Source organism: Corallococcus sp. AB011P (assembly GCF_003611605.1).
In the GTDB taxonomy this organism is placed as follows: Bacteria; Myxococcota; Myxococcia; order Myxococcales; family Myxococcaceae; genus Corallococcus; species Corallococcus coralloides.
On record NZ_RAVX01000016.1, the window covers coordinates 161,870 to 176,197 of the forward strand.

Sequence of the window (14,328 nt, forward strand, 5' to 3'; positions counted from 1 at the left end):
TCCGGGCTGATATCCCCCACGCCATGAGCGAGGACGTGCTGCAGGAGACTCGGGGGGCCGTGGGCCTGGTCACCCTCAATCGACCGAAGGCGCTCAACGCGCTCTCCCTGGAGATGTGCCGGGCGCTGCATCCCCAGCTGGATGCCTGGGCGGCGGATCCGTCCGTGAAGGCGGTGGTGATCCGCGGAGCCGGGGGCCGGGCGTTCTGCGCCGGAGGGGACGTGCGCGCGGTGGCCAGTTCGGTCGCACGCTCGGACGCATCGCTGTCGCGCGAGTTCTTCCGTGCGGAGTACGCGCTCAATCACCGGATCCACCATTTCCCCAAGCCGTTCGTCGCGTGGGTGGACGGCATCTGCATGGGTGGTGGGTTGGGGCTGTCCGTGCACGGGGCCTTTCGCGTGGTGACGGAGAAGCTGATGCTCGCGATGCCGGAGACGGCCATCGGCATCTTCCCGGACGTGGGCGGTGGCTGGTTCCTCCCTCGCTTCCCGGGCGAGGCGGGGACATACCTGGGGCTTACCGGCGCGCGGTGTGACGCGGCGGATGCGATGTGGTTGGGGTACGCGACGCATCGGGTGGAGTCCTCGCGGCTGGAGGACGTGGTGGATGCGCTGGCGGCCGCGGACTGGAGCGGGCCGGGGCGCGAGGTGGCGGCGCGCGTGCTCCAGGGCTTCCATCAGGACGCCGGTGCTTCGGGGCTCGCCGCGCGAGCGGAGGTCATCGACCGGTGCTTCCAGGGGGACCGCGTGGAGGACATGCTCGCGGCGCTGGAGCGCGAGGGGACGCCGTGGGCGGAGGAGACTCGCGCGACGCTGCTGCGCATGTCGCCGACGAGCCTGCGGGTGACGCTGCGGCAACTGCGCATCGGGCGCGGCCAGGACTACGACGCGACGGCGCGCATGGAGTACCGGTTGAGTCAGGCGCTGACGCAGCGGCCGGACTTCCAGGAGGGGATCCGCGCGGTGCTGGTGGACAAGGATCAGAAGCCGCGATGGAGCCCGGCCACGCTCGCGGAGGTGAGTGACGCGGAGGTCGAGGCGTGCTTCGCGCCTCGGCCGGGTGACGAGATGGAGTTGCCCACGCTGGGCTGAGCAACGCGCGCGGGGACGGTTACAGGTCCTCGTCGCTCACGACGGTGCGTCCATCCGCTCGAAGCAGCGCGGTGGTGATGCCTTCACCCGGGCGCAGCACGCCCGCCTCATAGACGCGCTGGCTGCCGCACGAGGGGCTCTTCTCCTTCAGGAGCGCCACCGTGACGTCGAACCGCCGAGCGGCCTCCAGGGCCTGCTTGGCGCCATCCTGGAACGCGGCGGTGCGGTCCTCGCGCGTCTCCCGCGTGAGGGCCCGCGCACGGCCGGCCCAGACGTCCACGCCCGTGCCGCCCGCGAGGTCCACGGGAGGCCGCGGAATGCCCAGGCCCGCGGCGGCCTCCGGGCAGATGGGGATGACGGCCTTGCCCTCCAGCGCCGCGAGCACGCGCTCCGAACGCTGCGAGCGTCCGTCGTAGCGGCACGCCTCGCCCAGCAGGCACGCGCTGACCATCACCGTGGGGGCCGCGCGCAGGGCTGCTCGGCGAGCATCGCGGGCTGACGCCCCGCTTTGATCCAAGGGAGCGAGCTCGGTCAGGCTCGGCGCATCGGGCGCGGCATGCGGCGGTGCTACGGCCTTCGGTACTTCGGGCGCGGCATGCGGCGGTGCTACGGCCTTCGTCACTTCGGGCGCGGCATGCGGCGGTACTACGGCCTTCGGCACTTCGGGCGCGGCATGCGGCGGTGCTACGGCCTTCGTCACTTCGGGCGCGGCATGCGGCGGTGCTACGGCCTTCGTCACTTCGGACGCCTCGGAATGCGCTGGCTCCACGGCCTTCGTCACTTCGGGGCACCCGGACTGCGGAGCGCCGTGCCGTCTCCTGTCACTCGCGCGTCCACCTTCGTGCGCGCCCCGTCCAGCGTCACCGCGCCCGTCACCGCCAGCCGCACGGCCAGCGGATACAGCCGGTGCTCCTCCGCGAGGATGCGCGCGCTCAGGCTCGCTTCGTCGTCCTCCGGGAGCACGGGCACCGCCGCCTGCGCGATGATGGGGCCCGTGTCCGTGCCCGCGTCCACGTAGTGCACCGTGCACCCGGCCACCTTCACGCCGCGCTCCAGCGCCTGCCGTTGCGCATGCAGGCCCGTGAACGACGGCAGCAGGGAAGGGTGGATGTTGAGCACCCGTCCCGGGAAGCGCTTCAGGAAGTCCGCGCTCACCAGCCGCATGAAGCCCGCCAGGCACACCCACTCGACGCCCGCGTCCGCCAGCACGCCGAGCACCGCCGCCTCGAAGTCCGCCTTCGACCCGAAGCCCTTGTGGTCCACCACCTCCGCGCGCACGCCCGCCTTCCGGGCGCGCTCCAGCGCGAACGCCGTGGGCACGTTGGACAGCACGCACGCCACCTCTGCCGGGTAGTCCGCCTGCCCGGCCGCGTCGAGCAGCGCCTGCAGGTTGCTCCCGCCGCCGCTGACGAGCACCCCCAGCCGCGCCCGCCGCGCGCTCATGGGTCGATGACCGCCGTGGCCTCGCCCTGGCCCGCTTCCACCCGGCCCACCTCGGACGCTTCCACACCCCGGGCGCGCAGCACCTCCAGCGCCTTCGCCACGTCCTCCTTCGCCACCACGACGATGAGGCCCAGGCCCATGTTGAACGTGCTGAACATCTCGTCGCGCGCCACGCCGCCCGTCTTCGCGATGAGGTCGAAGATGGCCGGCTTCTTCCACGTGGACTCGCTCAGCACCGCGCGCGTGCCGTCCGGCAGGCACCGGGGCAGGTTGCCCGGGATGCCGCTGCCGGTGATGTGCGCCATGCCCTTCACCTTCACGGCCTGGCACAGCGCGAGCGCGTCCTTCACGTAGATGCGCGTGGGCTCCAGCAGCGCGTCACCCAGAGGCCGGTCCAGCCCCTGCGGCGTCATGTCCAGGGGCAGCTTCGCGTCGTCCAGCAGCACCTTGCGCGCCAGCGAGTAGCCGTTGCTGTGCAACCCCGAAGACGTGAGCCCGATGAGCGCGTCCCCCGGCTGCACCGTCTTGCCGTCGATGATGGCCGAGCGCTCCACCACGCCCACGCAGAAGCCCGCGACGTCGTACTCGCCCCGCGCGTAGAAGCCCGGCATCTCCGCCGTCTCCCCGCCCAGCAGCGCGCACCCCGCCTGCTCGCAGCCCAGCGCGATGCCCTTGACCACCTCCGCCGCGGCGTCCACCTCCAGCTTCCCCGTGGCGAAGTAGTCCAGGAAGAAGAGCGGCTCCGCGCCACAGGTGAGGATGTCGTTCACCGACATGGCGACCAGGTCGATGCCCACCGTGTCGTGGCGCCCCGCAAGGAAGGCCACCTTCAGCTTGGTGCCCACCCCGTCGGTGCCCGCCACCAACACCGGCGCCTGGTACTTGCCGGGCGGCAGTGCGAACAGGCCACCGAACCCACCCACCCCGCCCAGGACTTCAGGGCGCGTGGTGCGCGCGGCATGGGGCTTGATCTTCTCGACGAACGCGTCGCCGGCCTCGATGTCTACTCCGGACTGCTTGTAGGTCGTTCCCACGGGCCGGCCTTGTACCCCTCCCGGGGGTCCCTGTCTCGGGCCTCGGATGGGACGTGTCGGGTTTGCGGCGGCGCACTGCCCTCGGGCGCCCGCACGATATCGGTCTGGGATATTTGACCGGTGGGGTGGGGGCTGATTGACTCGCGGGCCAGATGGGCGCCGAGGAAACCCTCTTTCAACGTTTTGGCAAGGAGTTCCCCAAGGGCACCGAGCTCTTCCGCGAGGGAGAGATCGGCAAGGAGATGTTCGTCATCCAGTCCGGGAAGATCGCCATCTCCAAGCGCGTGCGCGACGTGGAGAAGGTGCTCGCGGTCCTGGGGCCGGGCGAATTCTTCGGGGAGATGGCCATCATCTCCAACAAGCCCCGGAACGCCTCCGCCGTGGTGCATGACGACGCGAAGCTGCTCGTCATCGACCCCAAGACCTTCGAGGCGATGATCCGCGGCAACGCGGAGATCGCCGTGCGGATGATCAAGAAGCTGGCCGAGCGCCTCTCCGAGGCGGACGCCCAGATCGAAAACCTGCTCCACGGCGACCCCGCCAGCCGAGTGGTCCATCAAATCCTCCAGGCCTGCCAGACACGCGGCCGGCCGCTGGAGGAGGGCGTGGAGGTGGACTTCGCCATCCGGGAGATGCCCCGGCAGATTGGCGTGGGCGAGCCCGCCGTGCGCAGCATGCTGGAGCGCCTGGAGCGCGCGGGCCTCATCGAGCGCAGCGGTGACCGGGTGACCGTGTACGACACGGCCCGGCTGCATGACTTCCTCAACTACCTCGAGATGAAGTGGAAGTTCGGAGACCTCTAGCGTGAAGCTGCAAGTCCTCGGGTGCCACGGCGGCGAGCTTCCCACGTGCAGGAGCACCTGCTTCCTCGTGGACGACGTGCTCGCGCTCGACGCGGGCGCACTCACCGGCACGCTCTCGTTGGATCAGCTCTGCAAGGTGGACGACGTGCTCGTCGGCCACAGCCACTTCGATCACGTGAAGGACCTGCCGCTGCTCGCCGACCTGGTCATCGGCCGCAGGGACAAGCCCGTCACCATCCATGCCTCCCGCGAGTGCGCGAAAGCGCTGCGCGAGAACATGTTCAACAACTCGCTGTGGCCGGACTTCACGCGCATCCCCACGCGCCACAAGCCCGTCCTGGCCATCAAGACCTTCCGCGCCGGCAGCACCTTCCAGGTGGGCCCCTACACCGTGAAGAGCGTGCCGGTGAGCCACCCCGTGGAGTCGTGCGCCTTCATCATCAGCGACGGCAAGACGTCGCTGGCCATGAGCGGCGACACCGGCCCCACGGACAAGCTGTGGAAGGCGCTCAACGCCACGAAGAACCTGAAGGCGCTGCTGCTGGAAGCCAGCTTCCCCAACAGCCTCCAGGCCCTGGCGGACATCTCCGGCCACCTGACGCCCGCCACCGTGGGCTCGGAGCTGCGCAAGTTCGACCGCAACGGCGCCCAGGTGATGCTCTACCACCTGAAGCCCGCCTTCGTGACCCAGCTCAAGAAGGAGCTGGCCCCGCTGCCCGTGAACGTCCTGGAACTGGGCGAGACGTTCCAGTTCTAGGGACGTGCCGCGGCGCGGCGTACGCGGGTATTGACGGCCCGCGACGGGCGGATTAACCCCCGGGCCTCATGGCCTGGTTCTCCAAGAAGCCCCGCATCGCCGTCGACGCAGAGAAAGCCGCCGAGCCCCAGCCCTCCCGCATGCAGGGGCTCTGGGCCAAGTGCGAGCAGTGCGACGAGATCATCTACCGCCAGGAGCTCGAGAAGAACTGGATGGTGTGCATGCACTGCGAGCACCACCACGCCTGGACGGCTCGCGCGCGGCTGGCGGCCACGCTGGATCCGGACTCCTTCGAGGAGTTCGACAAGGCGCTGGAGCCCCAGGACCCGCTCGGCTTCACCGACTCCAAGAAGTACAAGGACCGGCTCAAGTCCACACGCAAGAACCTGGAGGAGAACGACGCGTTCATCTCCGGCGTGGGCCGCATCGAAGGCCACCCCGTCTCCATCGGCTCCTTCGTCTTCGAGTTCATGGGCGGCTCCATGGGCTCCGTGGTGGGTGAGAAGGTCACGCGCGTGTTCGAGCGCGCCTTCGAGCTCAAGTGCCCCGCGGTGGTGTTCTCCGCCTCCGGCGGCGCGCGCATGCAGGAGGGCATCTTCTCCCTGATGCAGATGGCGAAGACGTCCGCGGCCATTGCCCGCTTCCGCACCAGCGGCAAGCCGTACGTCTCCGTGATGCTCAACCCCACCACGGGCGGCGTGGCCGCGTCCTTCTCCTGGCTGGGCGACATCATCCTCGCGGAGCCCAAGGCCCTCATCGGCTTCGCCGGCCCGCGCGTCATCGAGCAGACCATCCGCCAGAAGCTGCCGGAGGGCTTCCAGCGCTCGGAGTTCCTGCTGGATCACGGGATGATCGACGCCATCGTCCACCGCAAGGACCTGCGCGCGAAGCTGGGCCAGATCCTCGGCATGCTGGGGTAGGGCGGCGGGCCTTCCACCCATGGACGCGCCCCGCACCCCCGAAGAGGCCCTGCGCTTCTTCCAGGCGCTCAACCCCTCCGGCATCAAGCTGGGGCTGGAGCGGGTGAGGGACGCGCTCGCCGCGCTGGATCACCCGGAGCGGGATTACCCGGCGCTGCACGTCGCCGGCACCAACGGCAAGGGCAGCACCTGCGCCTTCGTGGCGCGCGCGCTGGAGGCCGCCGGCCACCGTGTGGGGCTCTACACGTCCCCGCACCTGGTGCGCGTCAACGAGCGGATCCGCGTCTCCGGTGAGGACATCCCGGACGACGTCTTCGGGCAGCGCATCCTGGAGGTCCTGGAGCGCTACCCCTCCGCGCTGTCGGACCCGATGACGTACTTCGAGTTCGGCACCGTGGTCGCGCTCTGGCACTTCTCCCGCGAGCGCGTGGACGTGGCCGTGCTGGAGACGGGCCTGGGCGGCCGGCTGGACGCCACCACCGCCGCGAACCCCGTTGTCACGTGCGTCACCCCCGTGTCCTTCGACCACATGGAGTACCTGGGGCACTCGCTCCGGGAGATCGCCGGGGAGAAGGCCGGCATCTTCAAGTTCGGCGTGCCGGTGGTCCTGTCCCGGCAGGAGCCGGAGGCCCTGGACGCGCTCCTGCGCCGCGCGGAGCAGCTCGCCGTGCCCGTCCAGGTGGAGCGCCGCGACTTCGGCATCGACCTCGGGTCCGATGGGACGCTTTTCTACCGGGGACCCGCCTGGTCGCTCGACGGCCTCACGATTTCGCTGCGCGGTCCGTATCAGCACCAGAACGCGGCGGTGGCCCTGGCCTGTCTGGAGGCCCTCCATGCCCGGGGCGTAGCGGTGACGCCGGAGGACGCGCGCGAGGGGCTGGCCACGGCGCGCTGGCCGGGGCGGCTGGAGGAGGTGTCCCAGGAGCCGACGGTGGTGGTGGACGGCGCCCACAACCCGGCGGGCGTGGCGGTGCTACTGGAGGCCCTGGACTCGCTCTATGCCGGGCGGCCGTTGCACCTCGTCTTCGGGGTGGTGGCGGACAAGGACCGGGGGCCGATGATGCGAGCCCTGTTTCCGCTGGCGGCCTCTGTTCACCTCACTCCGCTGGACACGCCGCGCTCGCTTGCCCCGGAGCGATACATCGCTGAAGCACGGACTTTGTGTTCACGGGTCGTCGCGCACTCCTCCCTGGAGGAGGCCCTTGCCGGAGCGAGAACCGATGCAGTGGGTCGTCCGGACGGCGTGGTACTCGCTACAGGCTCACTGTTCCTGGTAGGCGCCGTGAAGCGATGGGTCGACCGAAGCCTTGGCGCGATGCGGTAGCAGCAGTAACTTTGCGACATGCGCCTGCCGGACTGGAGATCAGCGCTCCCGGGACCTCCGATGCCCACCGTCGACGAGGTCGACTTCCGGGCGCTGTACTCCAAGACCAACTACGTGGTGGAGACGGCGGACGGCTGGTCGCTCGTCATCACGCGCTACCGGCCGGTGAAACAGGCGTTCGCGCAGCCGCTGTTCGGTGAGCCGCTGCTGCTGGTGCACGGCTTCTCCCAGAACCGGCACACGTGGACGAGCGGCCAGTTCGTCAAGAACCTGCTCTTCTTCGGCGTGGACATCCACATCCTGGAGCTGCGCGGGCACGGCAAGAGCTCCATCGCCTTCCAGAAGGAGCGCGCGGAGCGCTTCAAGCGCCCGCTGCCTCAGGACCTGGACTACGGCTGGGACCTGGACAGCTACTTCCTCTACGACCTGCCGGCGGCCGTCTCCGGCGTCAAACGCATCACCCGCCGTGAGCGCGTCTTCTACTGCGGCCACTCCATGGGCGGCATGCTGGGCTACGGCTACGCCGGCATCCACGACGACTTCGAGGGCCTCATCACCATCGGGTCGCCCGCGGACCTGGGGCGCGGCTTCATGCTCCTGCGCGCGCTGGCGCACGGCTCACCGCTCGTCGCGAGCGCCGTGGACCTGACGCTGGGCGGACTGAACCTGAACCGCCGCGCGTCCTCGCTGGGCCGGTCGCTGCTGGCGAAGGGGGCGGGCGCCTTCAGCCCCGCGCTCCAGAAGCGCCTGGAGCCGGACGTGCCCAAGCCGCTCGTGTTCAACGCGGTGCCGGTGGACGTGGTGCTCAAGTGGGTGGAGCGCCAGCTGTCGCAAGCGGACGAGTCCGCGCTGTATCAGCGTTTCACGCGCAAGCTGAACCGGCTCATCAATACCGAACGCGTCAGCCGGGACGACATCCGGTGGCTCCTGCGCGAGGGCGGCGAGCGGGAGCCCCGCAAGGTGATTGAACAGTTCGCCCGGTGGATCCGCCGCGGCGAGATGGTCTGCTACCGCACGGACTACGACTTCAAGCGCGGCTTCGGGAAGATTGAAATCCCCATGGCCATCATTTTCGGGGACCTGGATCCGCTGGCGTCCGTGGAATCCACGCGCAGCGTCTACCGCGCCGCGAAGAGCGAGTACCTGCTGTGGCGGCCGGTGAAGGGCAACAGCCACGTCGAGCTCACCATGGGGCACGACATCCGGCAGATCTGCTACGACATCAAGAACCTCATCGAATACACCCGCACGCACCGCACGCGCTCGCCGGCCCTGCCGCGCTTGCGTTGAAGCGCGGACGTTCCGGCCAGACTGAAAAGTTGGTGCCTCCCGGGTGCGTGATAATTTCGTGCGCGTCTGTCTTCTGACGCATGTCACGGGAGTGGTCGATGAGGGGCTTGGCGGTGTCGCTGCTCGGGTTGTGGCTGGTGCCCCTGGTGGCGCTGGCTCAGCAGCCGGTGGACTACAACACCATCACGTCCGTCACCGTCAGCGGCGGAACGGTGGAGATCTCCGGCAGCAAGAAGGCGGACTTCAACAGCTTCACCATGACGGACCCTCCCCGGCTCGTCATCGACGTGTCCGGCGCCGTCTTCAAGGACGTGCCGGAGGAGCTGCCGGTGGGCAACGGCACCGTGACGGGCATCCGCACGCAGGCCTATGGCACGGAGTCCTCGTCCATCGCGCGCATCCTCATCGGCTATGAGCGCGAGGTGGAGACGGACATCCAGACCTCCGGCAACAAGCTGGTGGTGAAGGTCCTGGGAAGCGGGGGCGGCGCGGTCGTCGCGCAGGTCACGCCCACGGAAGGGCAGGGCACCCCCGCGCAAGGGGCCACCGCGGCCAACACCCAGGCCGGCTCGAACGCGCAGGACGCGGCCCGCGCCGCCGCGTCGGACCGGGAGGCGCAGGAGAAGGCCGTGAAGGCCGCCGCTGACGCCGCCCGGGCGGAGCGCGAGGCCCAGGAGAAGGCCGCCGCCGAGGCCACCGCCCGCGCCAAGGCGGATGCGGACGCGGAGCGCAAGCGACAGGAGGAGGCCCAGGCCTCCGCGAAGCGCCAGGACGAGGAGCGCCGCGCGTCGGAGCAGGCCGCCGCCGCGGAGCGCAAGCGTCAGGAAGAGGAAGCCCAGGCCGCCGCGAAGCGCGCCGAGGATGAGCGCCGCGCCACCGCGCAGGCCTCCGCCGACCAGAAGCGCCAGCGGGAGGAGGACGCGAAGGCCGCCGCCAAGGCCGCCGCGGACGAGAAGCGCGCCGCCGCGCAGGCCGCCGCCGAGGAGCGCCAGGCCGCCGCGAAGACGGCCGTGGAGCAGAAGCGCGCCGCCGCGCAGACGGCCGCCGAGGCGAAGCGCCTGAAGGAAGAGGAGCGCCAGGCCGCCGCGCAGGCCCGCCGCGAGGAGCAGCAGTCGGCCCGCGAGGCCGCCGCCGACCAGAAGCGCCAGCGTGCGGCGGAGGCCCGTGAGCGCCGCGAGCAGGCCCTGGCGGCCCGTGAGTCGCGCGCCCGCCCCAGCCAGGGCAGCGCCGCGGCCGAGTCGCGCGAGAGCGGCGGGGGCGCGGTGTCGTCGCGCCGCAAGACGATGACGCAGATTGGCTTCCAGCAGCAGTCGGACAGCTCGCGCGTCTTCGTGCGCACCAACGAGCCGGTGCGCTACACGGTGAGCACCTCCGGCAAACAGGTGGTGCTGGAGCTGGAGAACACGCGCGTGGTGGAGTCCAACAACACGCTGCCCCTGGACACGCACTTCTTCCCGTCGGCCGTGTCGCGGGTGGAGGCGTTCTCCGGCGCGGGCCAGACGGTGCGCGTCGTCATCCAGCTGAAGCAGGGGGTTCGTTATGAGACACGCCAGGAAGGCGGCCTCATCACCCTCGACTTCCCGCGCCCGGGCCGGTAGGACGGGGCGGGCGCCGTTGCCGGCACGGCGCCCACCGCCCACGCCTCCCGCATGACCTTCCTTGCCCCGGTCGTCCTGACGCTCTGGGTGTCGGCCCAGATTCCGCTGGCCACGCAGGTGGAACTCCCCACCGGCGAGGTCGTGGAGTTGGCGGCCGACTACGTCGTCTTCGAGAACGACATCCTCACCGCCCGAGGCCACTGCGAGCTGCGCAGCGGCCCCAACGTGCTGCGCGCGGATGAAGTGACGTACAGCGAGGCCACGCAGGTGGCCACCGCCACTGGCAATGTGATGTTCGTCAGCGGCCTGATGGCCGCCATCGCGGACGACGTGCGCGTGGACCTGCGCACCAACGAGGCCAACGTGAAGGGCGGCCTCTTCATGCAGAAGAAGGGCGTCACCCCCGAAGCGCTCCAGGCCGCCAAGACGCCAGACGAGCTGCGCAAGATGGGGGAGACGCCCGTCCTCATGAGCGGCACGCGCATCCGCCGCACCGGGGAGACGGCCTTCTCCGTGGATGGTCTGGCCTTCACCCCGTGCCAGTGCGGCCCGGGTGAGCCCAGCTGGCGCGTGGAGGCGAAGGAGGCCAACGTGAAGATGGGCGAGCGCGCCATCCTCACCTGGCCCGTGGTGTACGTGCGCTCGGTGCCGGTGTTCGCGCTGCCGTGGCTGTACCTGCCCCTGGCTGAACGCCGCTCCGGCCTGCTCATCCCCCGTCCGGCCAACTCCGGCCTCAACGGCTTCTCGCTGGAACAGCCCGTCTTCCTCACGCTGGGGGAGAGCTACGACCTGACCTTCACCCCGGGCATCTACACGGGGAGCAGTGACCTCGACACGCTCCGGGTGGACGCGGCGGGCAACCCCATCTTCGAGCCCCGTCTGAACGGCGTGAAGGGACCGCGGCTGCTCACCGAATTCCGCTACGTCCCCAGCGACCGCACCCGGGGCCGCGCCACCCTGGGGTTCCTCTACGACCTGCGGCCCCGGCTCAATCCGACCACCTTCTTGTTCATGCGCGAAGGGGGCACCGATTCCGGCGCCATCCTGGACGACAAGCGGGGCCTGCGCGGCGAGGCGTCCTGGCAGCACACGCAGGACATGGGCGACGGCTGGCACGACCGCGTGGACGCGTACTTCGTGTCGGACGGCTTCTACACGCGCGACCTCACCGCCGACCTGCTGGTGCAGAACACCAACTACCTGCGCAGCACCGCCGTGGTGTACCAGCGCCGCGACGACCGCTACCTGGGGCTGGACGTGTCGCTGCGCCAGGACCTGCGCTACCCGTTCCGCTTCTTCCAGACGAACACCATCCCCGCCGAGGCCACGACGGACAACGTCGCCAGGACCCCCCACGGTCCCACGACGTTCCAGCGCCTGCCGGGCATCACCCTGGCCCTGCCGCAGCGGCCCCTCTTCGGCGGGCGCGTGATGGGCGGGATGCAGGTGGAGTACACCCGGCTGGCGCCCCTGCGCAGCGGCGGCTTCGCGGATGACGGCTCCGACGGGCTCTACTCGCTCAATGGCTTCTGGCGCCCCGAGGGCACGCCTCCCGACGCCGCGGCCGTGGTCGATGAGCTGGAGGGCAACGGCCGCCTGGACCCCACCGAGCGCGAGGGCCGTGACCGCGTGGCGTTGGCCTCGCGTCTGTCCACGTCCTACGGGCTGGGCAACTGGGGCCGGCTGACGCCTTCGGTGGGGCTGAGCCAGGACGTGTCCGTGGGCGAGGTCTCCGGCCGCACCGCCGCGCGAGGCTATGCGCTGGCGGACCTGGCGCTGGACTCGCAGCTGGCGCGCACCTTCGTGGACCGGGACACGCTCTACCGGCACACGCTGTCCCCGTCGGTGAACCTGCGCTACGTGCCCGGCGGCTGGGGCCACGGGCTCACCGCCCTCAACGGCATTGGCACCGGCACCGTGCCGCTCATCTATGACGAGTGGGACTCCGCGGTGCCGCTCCAGTCCGACGGCAGCGTGCGCGGCTTCCTCCACGCCGTGGTCGCCGTGGACCAGACGCTGCGCGTGCGCAAGGGGCCCACGACCCGCGAACCGCTGCGCCTGCGCATCGGCCAGGGCTTCGACCTGTCGCGCATCGCGCCCGTCGCGGGCCGGGACATGGTGCAGGGCAGCGTGCTGCGCGACACCTTCGCGCGCCTGTCCGCCAGCGCCGGCGTCCTCACCGCGGGCGGGCTCGTGCGCATGGATCCAACGACGCTCGACATCACCCAGCTGTCCGCCGACTTCACCATCGACAATGGCAAGGGCAACGCGCTGTACGCGCGCTACGACGACCTGCTGGCCGTGAAACAATTGTCAATTGATCGTGGGTTGGATCCTTTGGCACAAGGACCCGATTTCGCGCGCCGGGGGGTGGACATGCTGGTGGGAGACGCACCTCGTCCCCTCCCGTCCCACAACGACCAACTCGACCCCTCTCCGACCGAACGGGCACAGGCTCTCACTGTCGGTACGCGAATCAAGCTCGGATTTGGGCTCGGGTTGCGATACGAAGCACTGGTGCAGCCGCTTTATAAGGATCTGATTACCCAGGAAAGTCAGCCCCTTGCACAGCAGACCTTTGGCGTGTCGTATGGACCCGCCTGTGACTGCTGGCGTATCGAAGGGGTTGTGATCCTGCGGCGCAATCAGACGCCGGAATTCGCCGGCGTGAATTTGAGTGTGGCCGGATTCGGATCCTTCGGGTCGGGAGGATAGGAATCACCCGCCGTACGCGAGCGTTGCACACACCTCGGAAACATCCCCCCTAGAGGAGAAGTACTTCGTGTCGGATCTCGGAAAAAGAATTGGCCAGCGCATTCGCGAGCTTCGCACGCAGCGCCCGGAGCGATGGACGCAGGAAGAGCTCGCGGAGCGAGCGCAGATCAGCGTGTCCTTCCTGTCGATGATCGAACGCGGCGAGCGCGTGCCCCACGTGGAAACCCTGGCGGCCCTTTCCAACGCCCTCAGTGTCAGCCTCGGTGAGCTCTTCACGGGCACCGAGCAGACGCCCGCCCAGACGGAGGACCTGCTGCGTCCCCTGTCTGACTTCGCCCGCGCTCGTGGCCTCAACGCGCGCGACGTGGACCGCCTGCTCGGCGTGGCCCGCGTGATGTTCAACGGCTCGGCGGCCTGAATCCCCTCCCGGGGAGGGCTCTTCCCCGTGCGTATCCCTTCCGCCCGCCTCCCCCCCGGCGCGGCGGAGGGCCCCACGTAAGGATTGACCCCGGAGCCCCGCGTCCGTAGCGTGGCTGGCTGATTCTTGAATCAACCAGCCGTGGGAGGACGCGTGGGCCAGCAGAAGACGGCGCCGGAGAGCGGGACGCGGGAGAGCGAGCGCCGCCGCACCATCCTGCGGGCCGCCATCGACGTGTTCGCCCGCAAGGGCTACCACGGCTGCCGTATCGCGGACGTCGCCAAGGAGGCGGGCGTCGCGTACGGGCTCGTCTACCACTACTTCAAGAACAAGGATGAGCTGCTGGAGACCGTCTTCGAGACGGGCTGGAGCGGCTTCATCGCGCGTGCGCGCGCCGTCGCGGAGAGCGAGGGGCCGCTGGTGGAGAAGGTCCGCCGCATCGCGGACGTGGCCTTCGAGGCCTACCGCGTGGACCCCCGCGCGGTGAAGGTGCTCATTCTCGAGATTGCCCGTTCACCGGCCGGAGCCCGCATCAACCGGCAGACGGCCTTCGTGGACGTCATCCGCCTGAGCGCGCAGATGTTCACCCGCGCGAAGGAGTCGGGGGAGCTGCGCCCGGACGTGGATCCGCTGCTCGCGTCCGCGCTGCTCTTCGGCTCCATCGAAATGGGGCTCACCGCCTTCGTCGTGGGGCTGGCGGACGCGCGCGACACGGTGATGCTCGAGCGCGCGAAGGCGCAGATCGCCGACTCGTTCCTCCACGGCGTGCTGCTCAGCGGCGCGTCCCCCAAGGCGGACGTCGCGAAGCAGGAGCCCGCGAAGCACGAGCTTCCGAAGGGCGAGGAGCCTCAGGAGGACGCGGCCCCGCTGAAGCGGGAGAAGGCCGCGCCCAGGGCCCGGGCGCCCAAGCGCGGCTGAAGAAGGCCGCGCGGCGC

At 70.0% G+C, this 14,328-nt stretch carries 13 protein-coding genes; 10 read left to right on the top strand and 3 right to left on the bottom strand.

What is annotated here, in order from left to right:
* Positions 1 to 23 precede the first annotated feature (23 nt).
* Positions 24 to 1,091 (top strand): enoyl-CoA hydratase/isomerase family protein, encoded by a 1,068-nt coding sequence (locus D7X30_RS30620; RefSeq protein ID WP_120566510.1) that lies wholly within the window; start codon positions 24 to 26, stop codon positions 1,089 to 1,091.
* Positions 1,092 to 1,110: 19 nt separating this feature from the next.
* On the opposite strand, the gene D7X30_RS30625 is transcribed toward D7X30_RS30620, so the two are convergent.
* The 3 genes from D7X30_RS30625 to purM all read right to left on the bottom strand — a co-directional run bounded on the left by D7X30_RS30625 (position 1,111) and on the right by purM (position 3,568).
* Complete coding sequence (locus tag D7X30_RS30625; protein ID WP_370051802.1) at positions 1,111 to 1,608, bottom strand: DUF523 domain-containing protein; 498 nt, start codon at positions 1,606 to 1,608, stop codon at positions 1,111 to 1,113.
* A 260-nt stretch (positions 1,609 to 1,868) separates the two neighbouring features.
* On the bottom strand, positions 1,869 to 2,534 hold the full coding sequence (gene purN, locus D7X30_RS30630; protein WP_120566512.1) for a phosphoribosylglycinamide formyltransferase: 666 nt from the start codon (positions 2,532 to 2,534) through the stop codon (positions 1,869 to 1,871).
* Positions 2,531 to 3,568, bottom strand: a complete 1,038-nt coding sequence (gene purM, locus D7X30_RS30635; RefSeq protein ID WP_120566513.1) for a phosphoribosylformylglycinamidine cyclo-ligase — start codon at positions 3,566 to 3,568, stop codon at positions 2,531 to 2,533. Before purM ends, purN begins: the two co-directional genes overlap by 4 nt.
* 152 nt (positions 3,569 to 3,720) lie before the next feature.
* Between purM and D7X30_RS30640 the strand changes: the two genes are divergently transcribed.
* The 9 genes from D7X30_RS30640 (at position 3,721) to D7X30_RS30680 (ending at position 14,311) form a co-directional block, all read left to right on the top strand.
* Positions 3,721 to 4,371 carry a Crp/Fnr family transcriptional regulator gene (locus D7X30_RS30640; protein WP_014398127.1) on the top strand — a complete coding sequence of 217 codons (651 nt, stop codon included), beginning with the start codon at positions 3,721 to 3,723 and terminating at the stop codon, positions 4,369 to 4,371.
* Position 4,372: 1 nt separating this feature from the next.
* Positions 4,373 to 5,128, top strand: coding sequence for an MBL fold metallo-hydrolase (locus D7X30_RS30645; protein WP_120566514.1), 756 nt, complete (start codon positions 4,373 to 4,375; stop codon positions 5,126 to 5,128).
* A gap of 68 nt (positions 5,129 to 5,196) precedes the next feature.
* On the top strand, positions 5,197 to 6,048 hold the full coding sequence (accD, locus tag D7X30_RS30650; RefSeq protein ID WP_120566515.1) for an acetyl-CoA carboxylase, carboxyltransferase subunit beta: 852 nt from the start codon (positions 5,197 to 5,199) through the stop codon (positions 6,046 to 6,048).
* Between the two features lie 19 nt (positions 6,049 to 6,067).
* The gene (locus D7X30_RS30655) at positions 6,068 to 7,372 is read left to right on the top strand and encodes a folylpolyglutamate synthase/dihydrofolate synthase family protein (RefSeq protein WP_199724591.1); all 1,305 of its coding nucleotides are present in this window, start codon (positions 6,068 to 6,070) and stop codon (positions 7,370 to 7,372) included.
* Positions 7,373 to 7,390: 18 nt separating this feature from the next.
* Positions 7,391 to 8,662, top strand: coding sequence for an alpha/beta fold hydrolase (locus D7X30_RS30660; RefSeq protein WP_120566516.1), 1,272 nt, complete (start codon positions 7,391 to 7,393; stop codon positions 8,660 to 8,662).
* Positions 8,663 to 8,760: 98 nt separating this feature from the next.
* Positions 8,761 to 10,260: an AMIN domain-containing protein gene (locus tag D7X30_RS30665; protein WP_199724592.1), complete on the top strand. Its 1,500-nt coding sequence runs from the start codon at positions 8,761 to 8,763 to the stop codon at positions 10,258 to 10,260.
* A 51-nt stretch (positions 10,261 to 10,311) separates the two neighbouring features.
* On the top strand, positions 10,312 to 12,975 hold the full coding sequence (locus D7X30_RS30670; RefSeq protein ID WP_120566518.1) for an LPS-assembly protein LptD: 2,664 nt from the start codon (positions 10,312 to 10,314) through the stop codon (positions 12,973 to 12,975).
* 67 nt (positions 12,976 to 13,042) lie between these two features.
* On the top strand, positions 13,043 to 13,393 hold the full coding sequence (locus D7X30_RS30675; protein WP_014398120.1) for a helix-turn-helix domain-containing protein: 351 nt from the start codon (positions 13,043 to 13,045) through the stop codon (positions 13,391 to 13,393).
* Positions 13,394 to 13,546: 153 nt separating this feature from the next.
* The gene (locus D7X30_RS30680; RefSeq protein ID WP_120566560.1) at positions 13,547 to 14,311 is read left to right on the top strand and encodes a TetR/AcrR family transcriptional regulator; all 765 of its coding nucleotides are present in this window, start codon (positions 13,547 to 13,549) and stop codon (positions 14,309 to 14,311) included.
* Positions 14,312 to 14,328 lie beyond the last annotated feature (17 nt).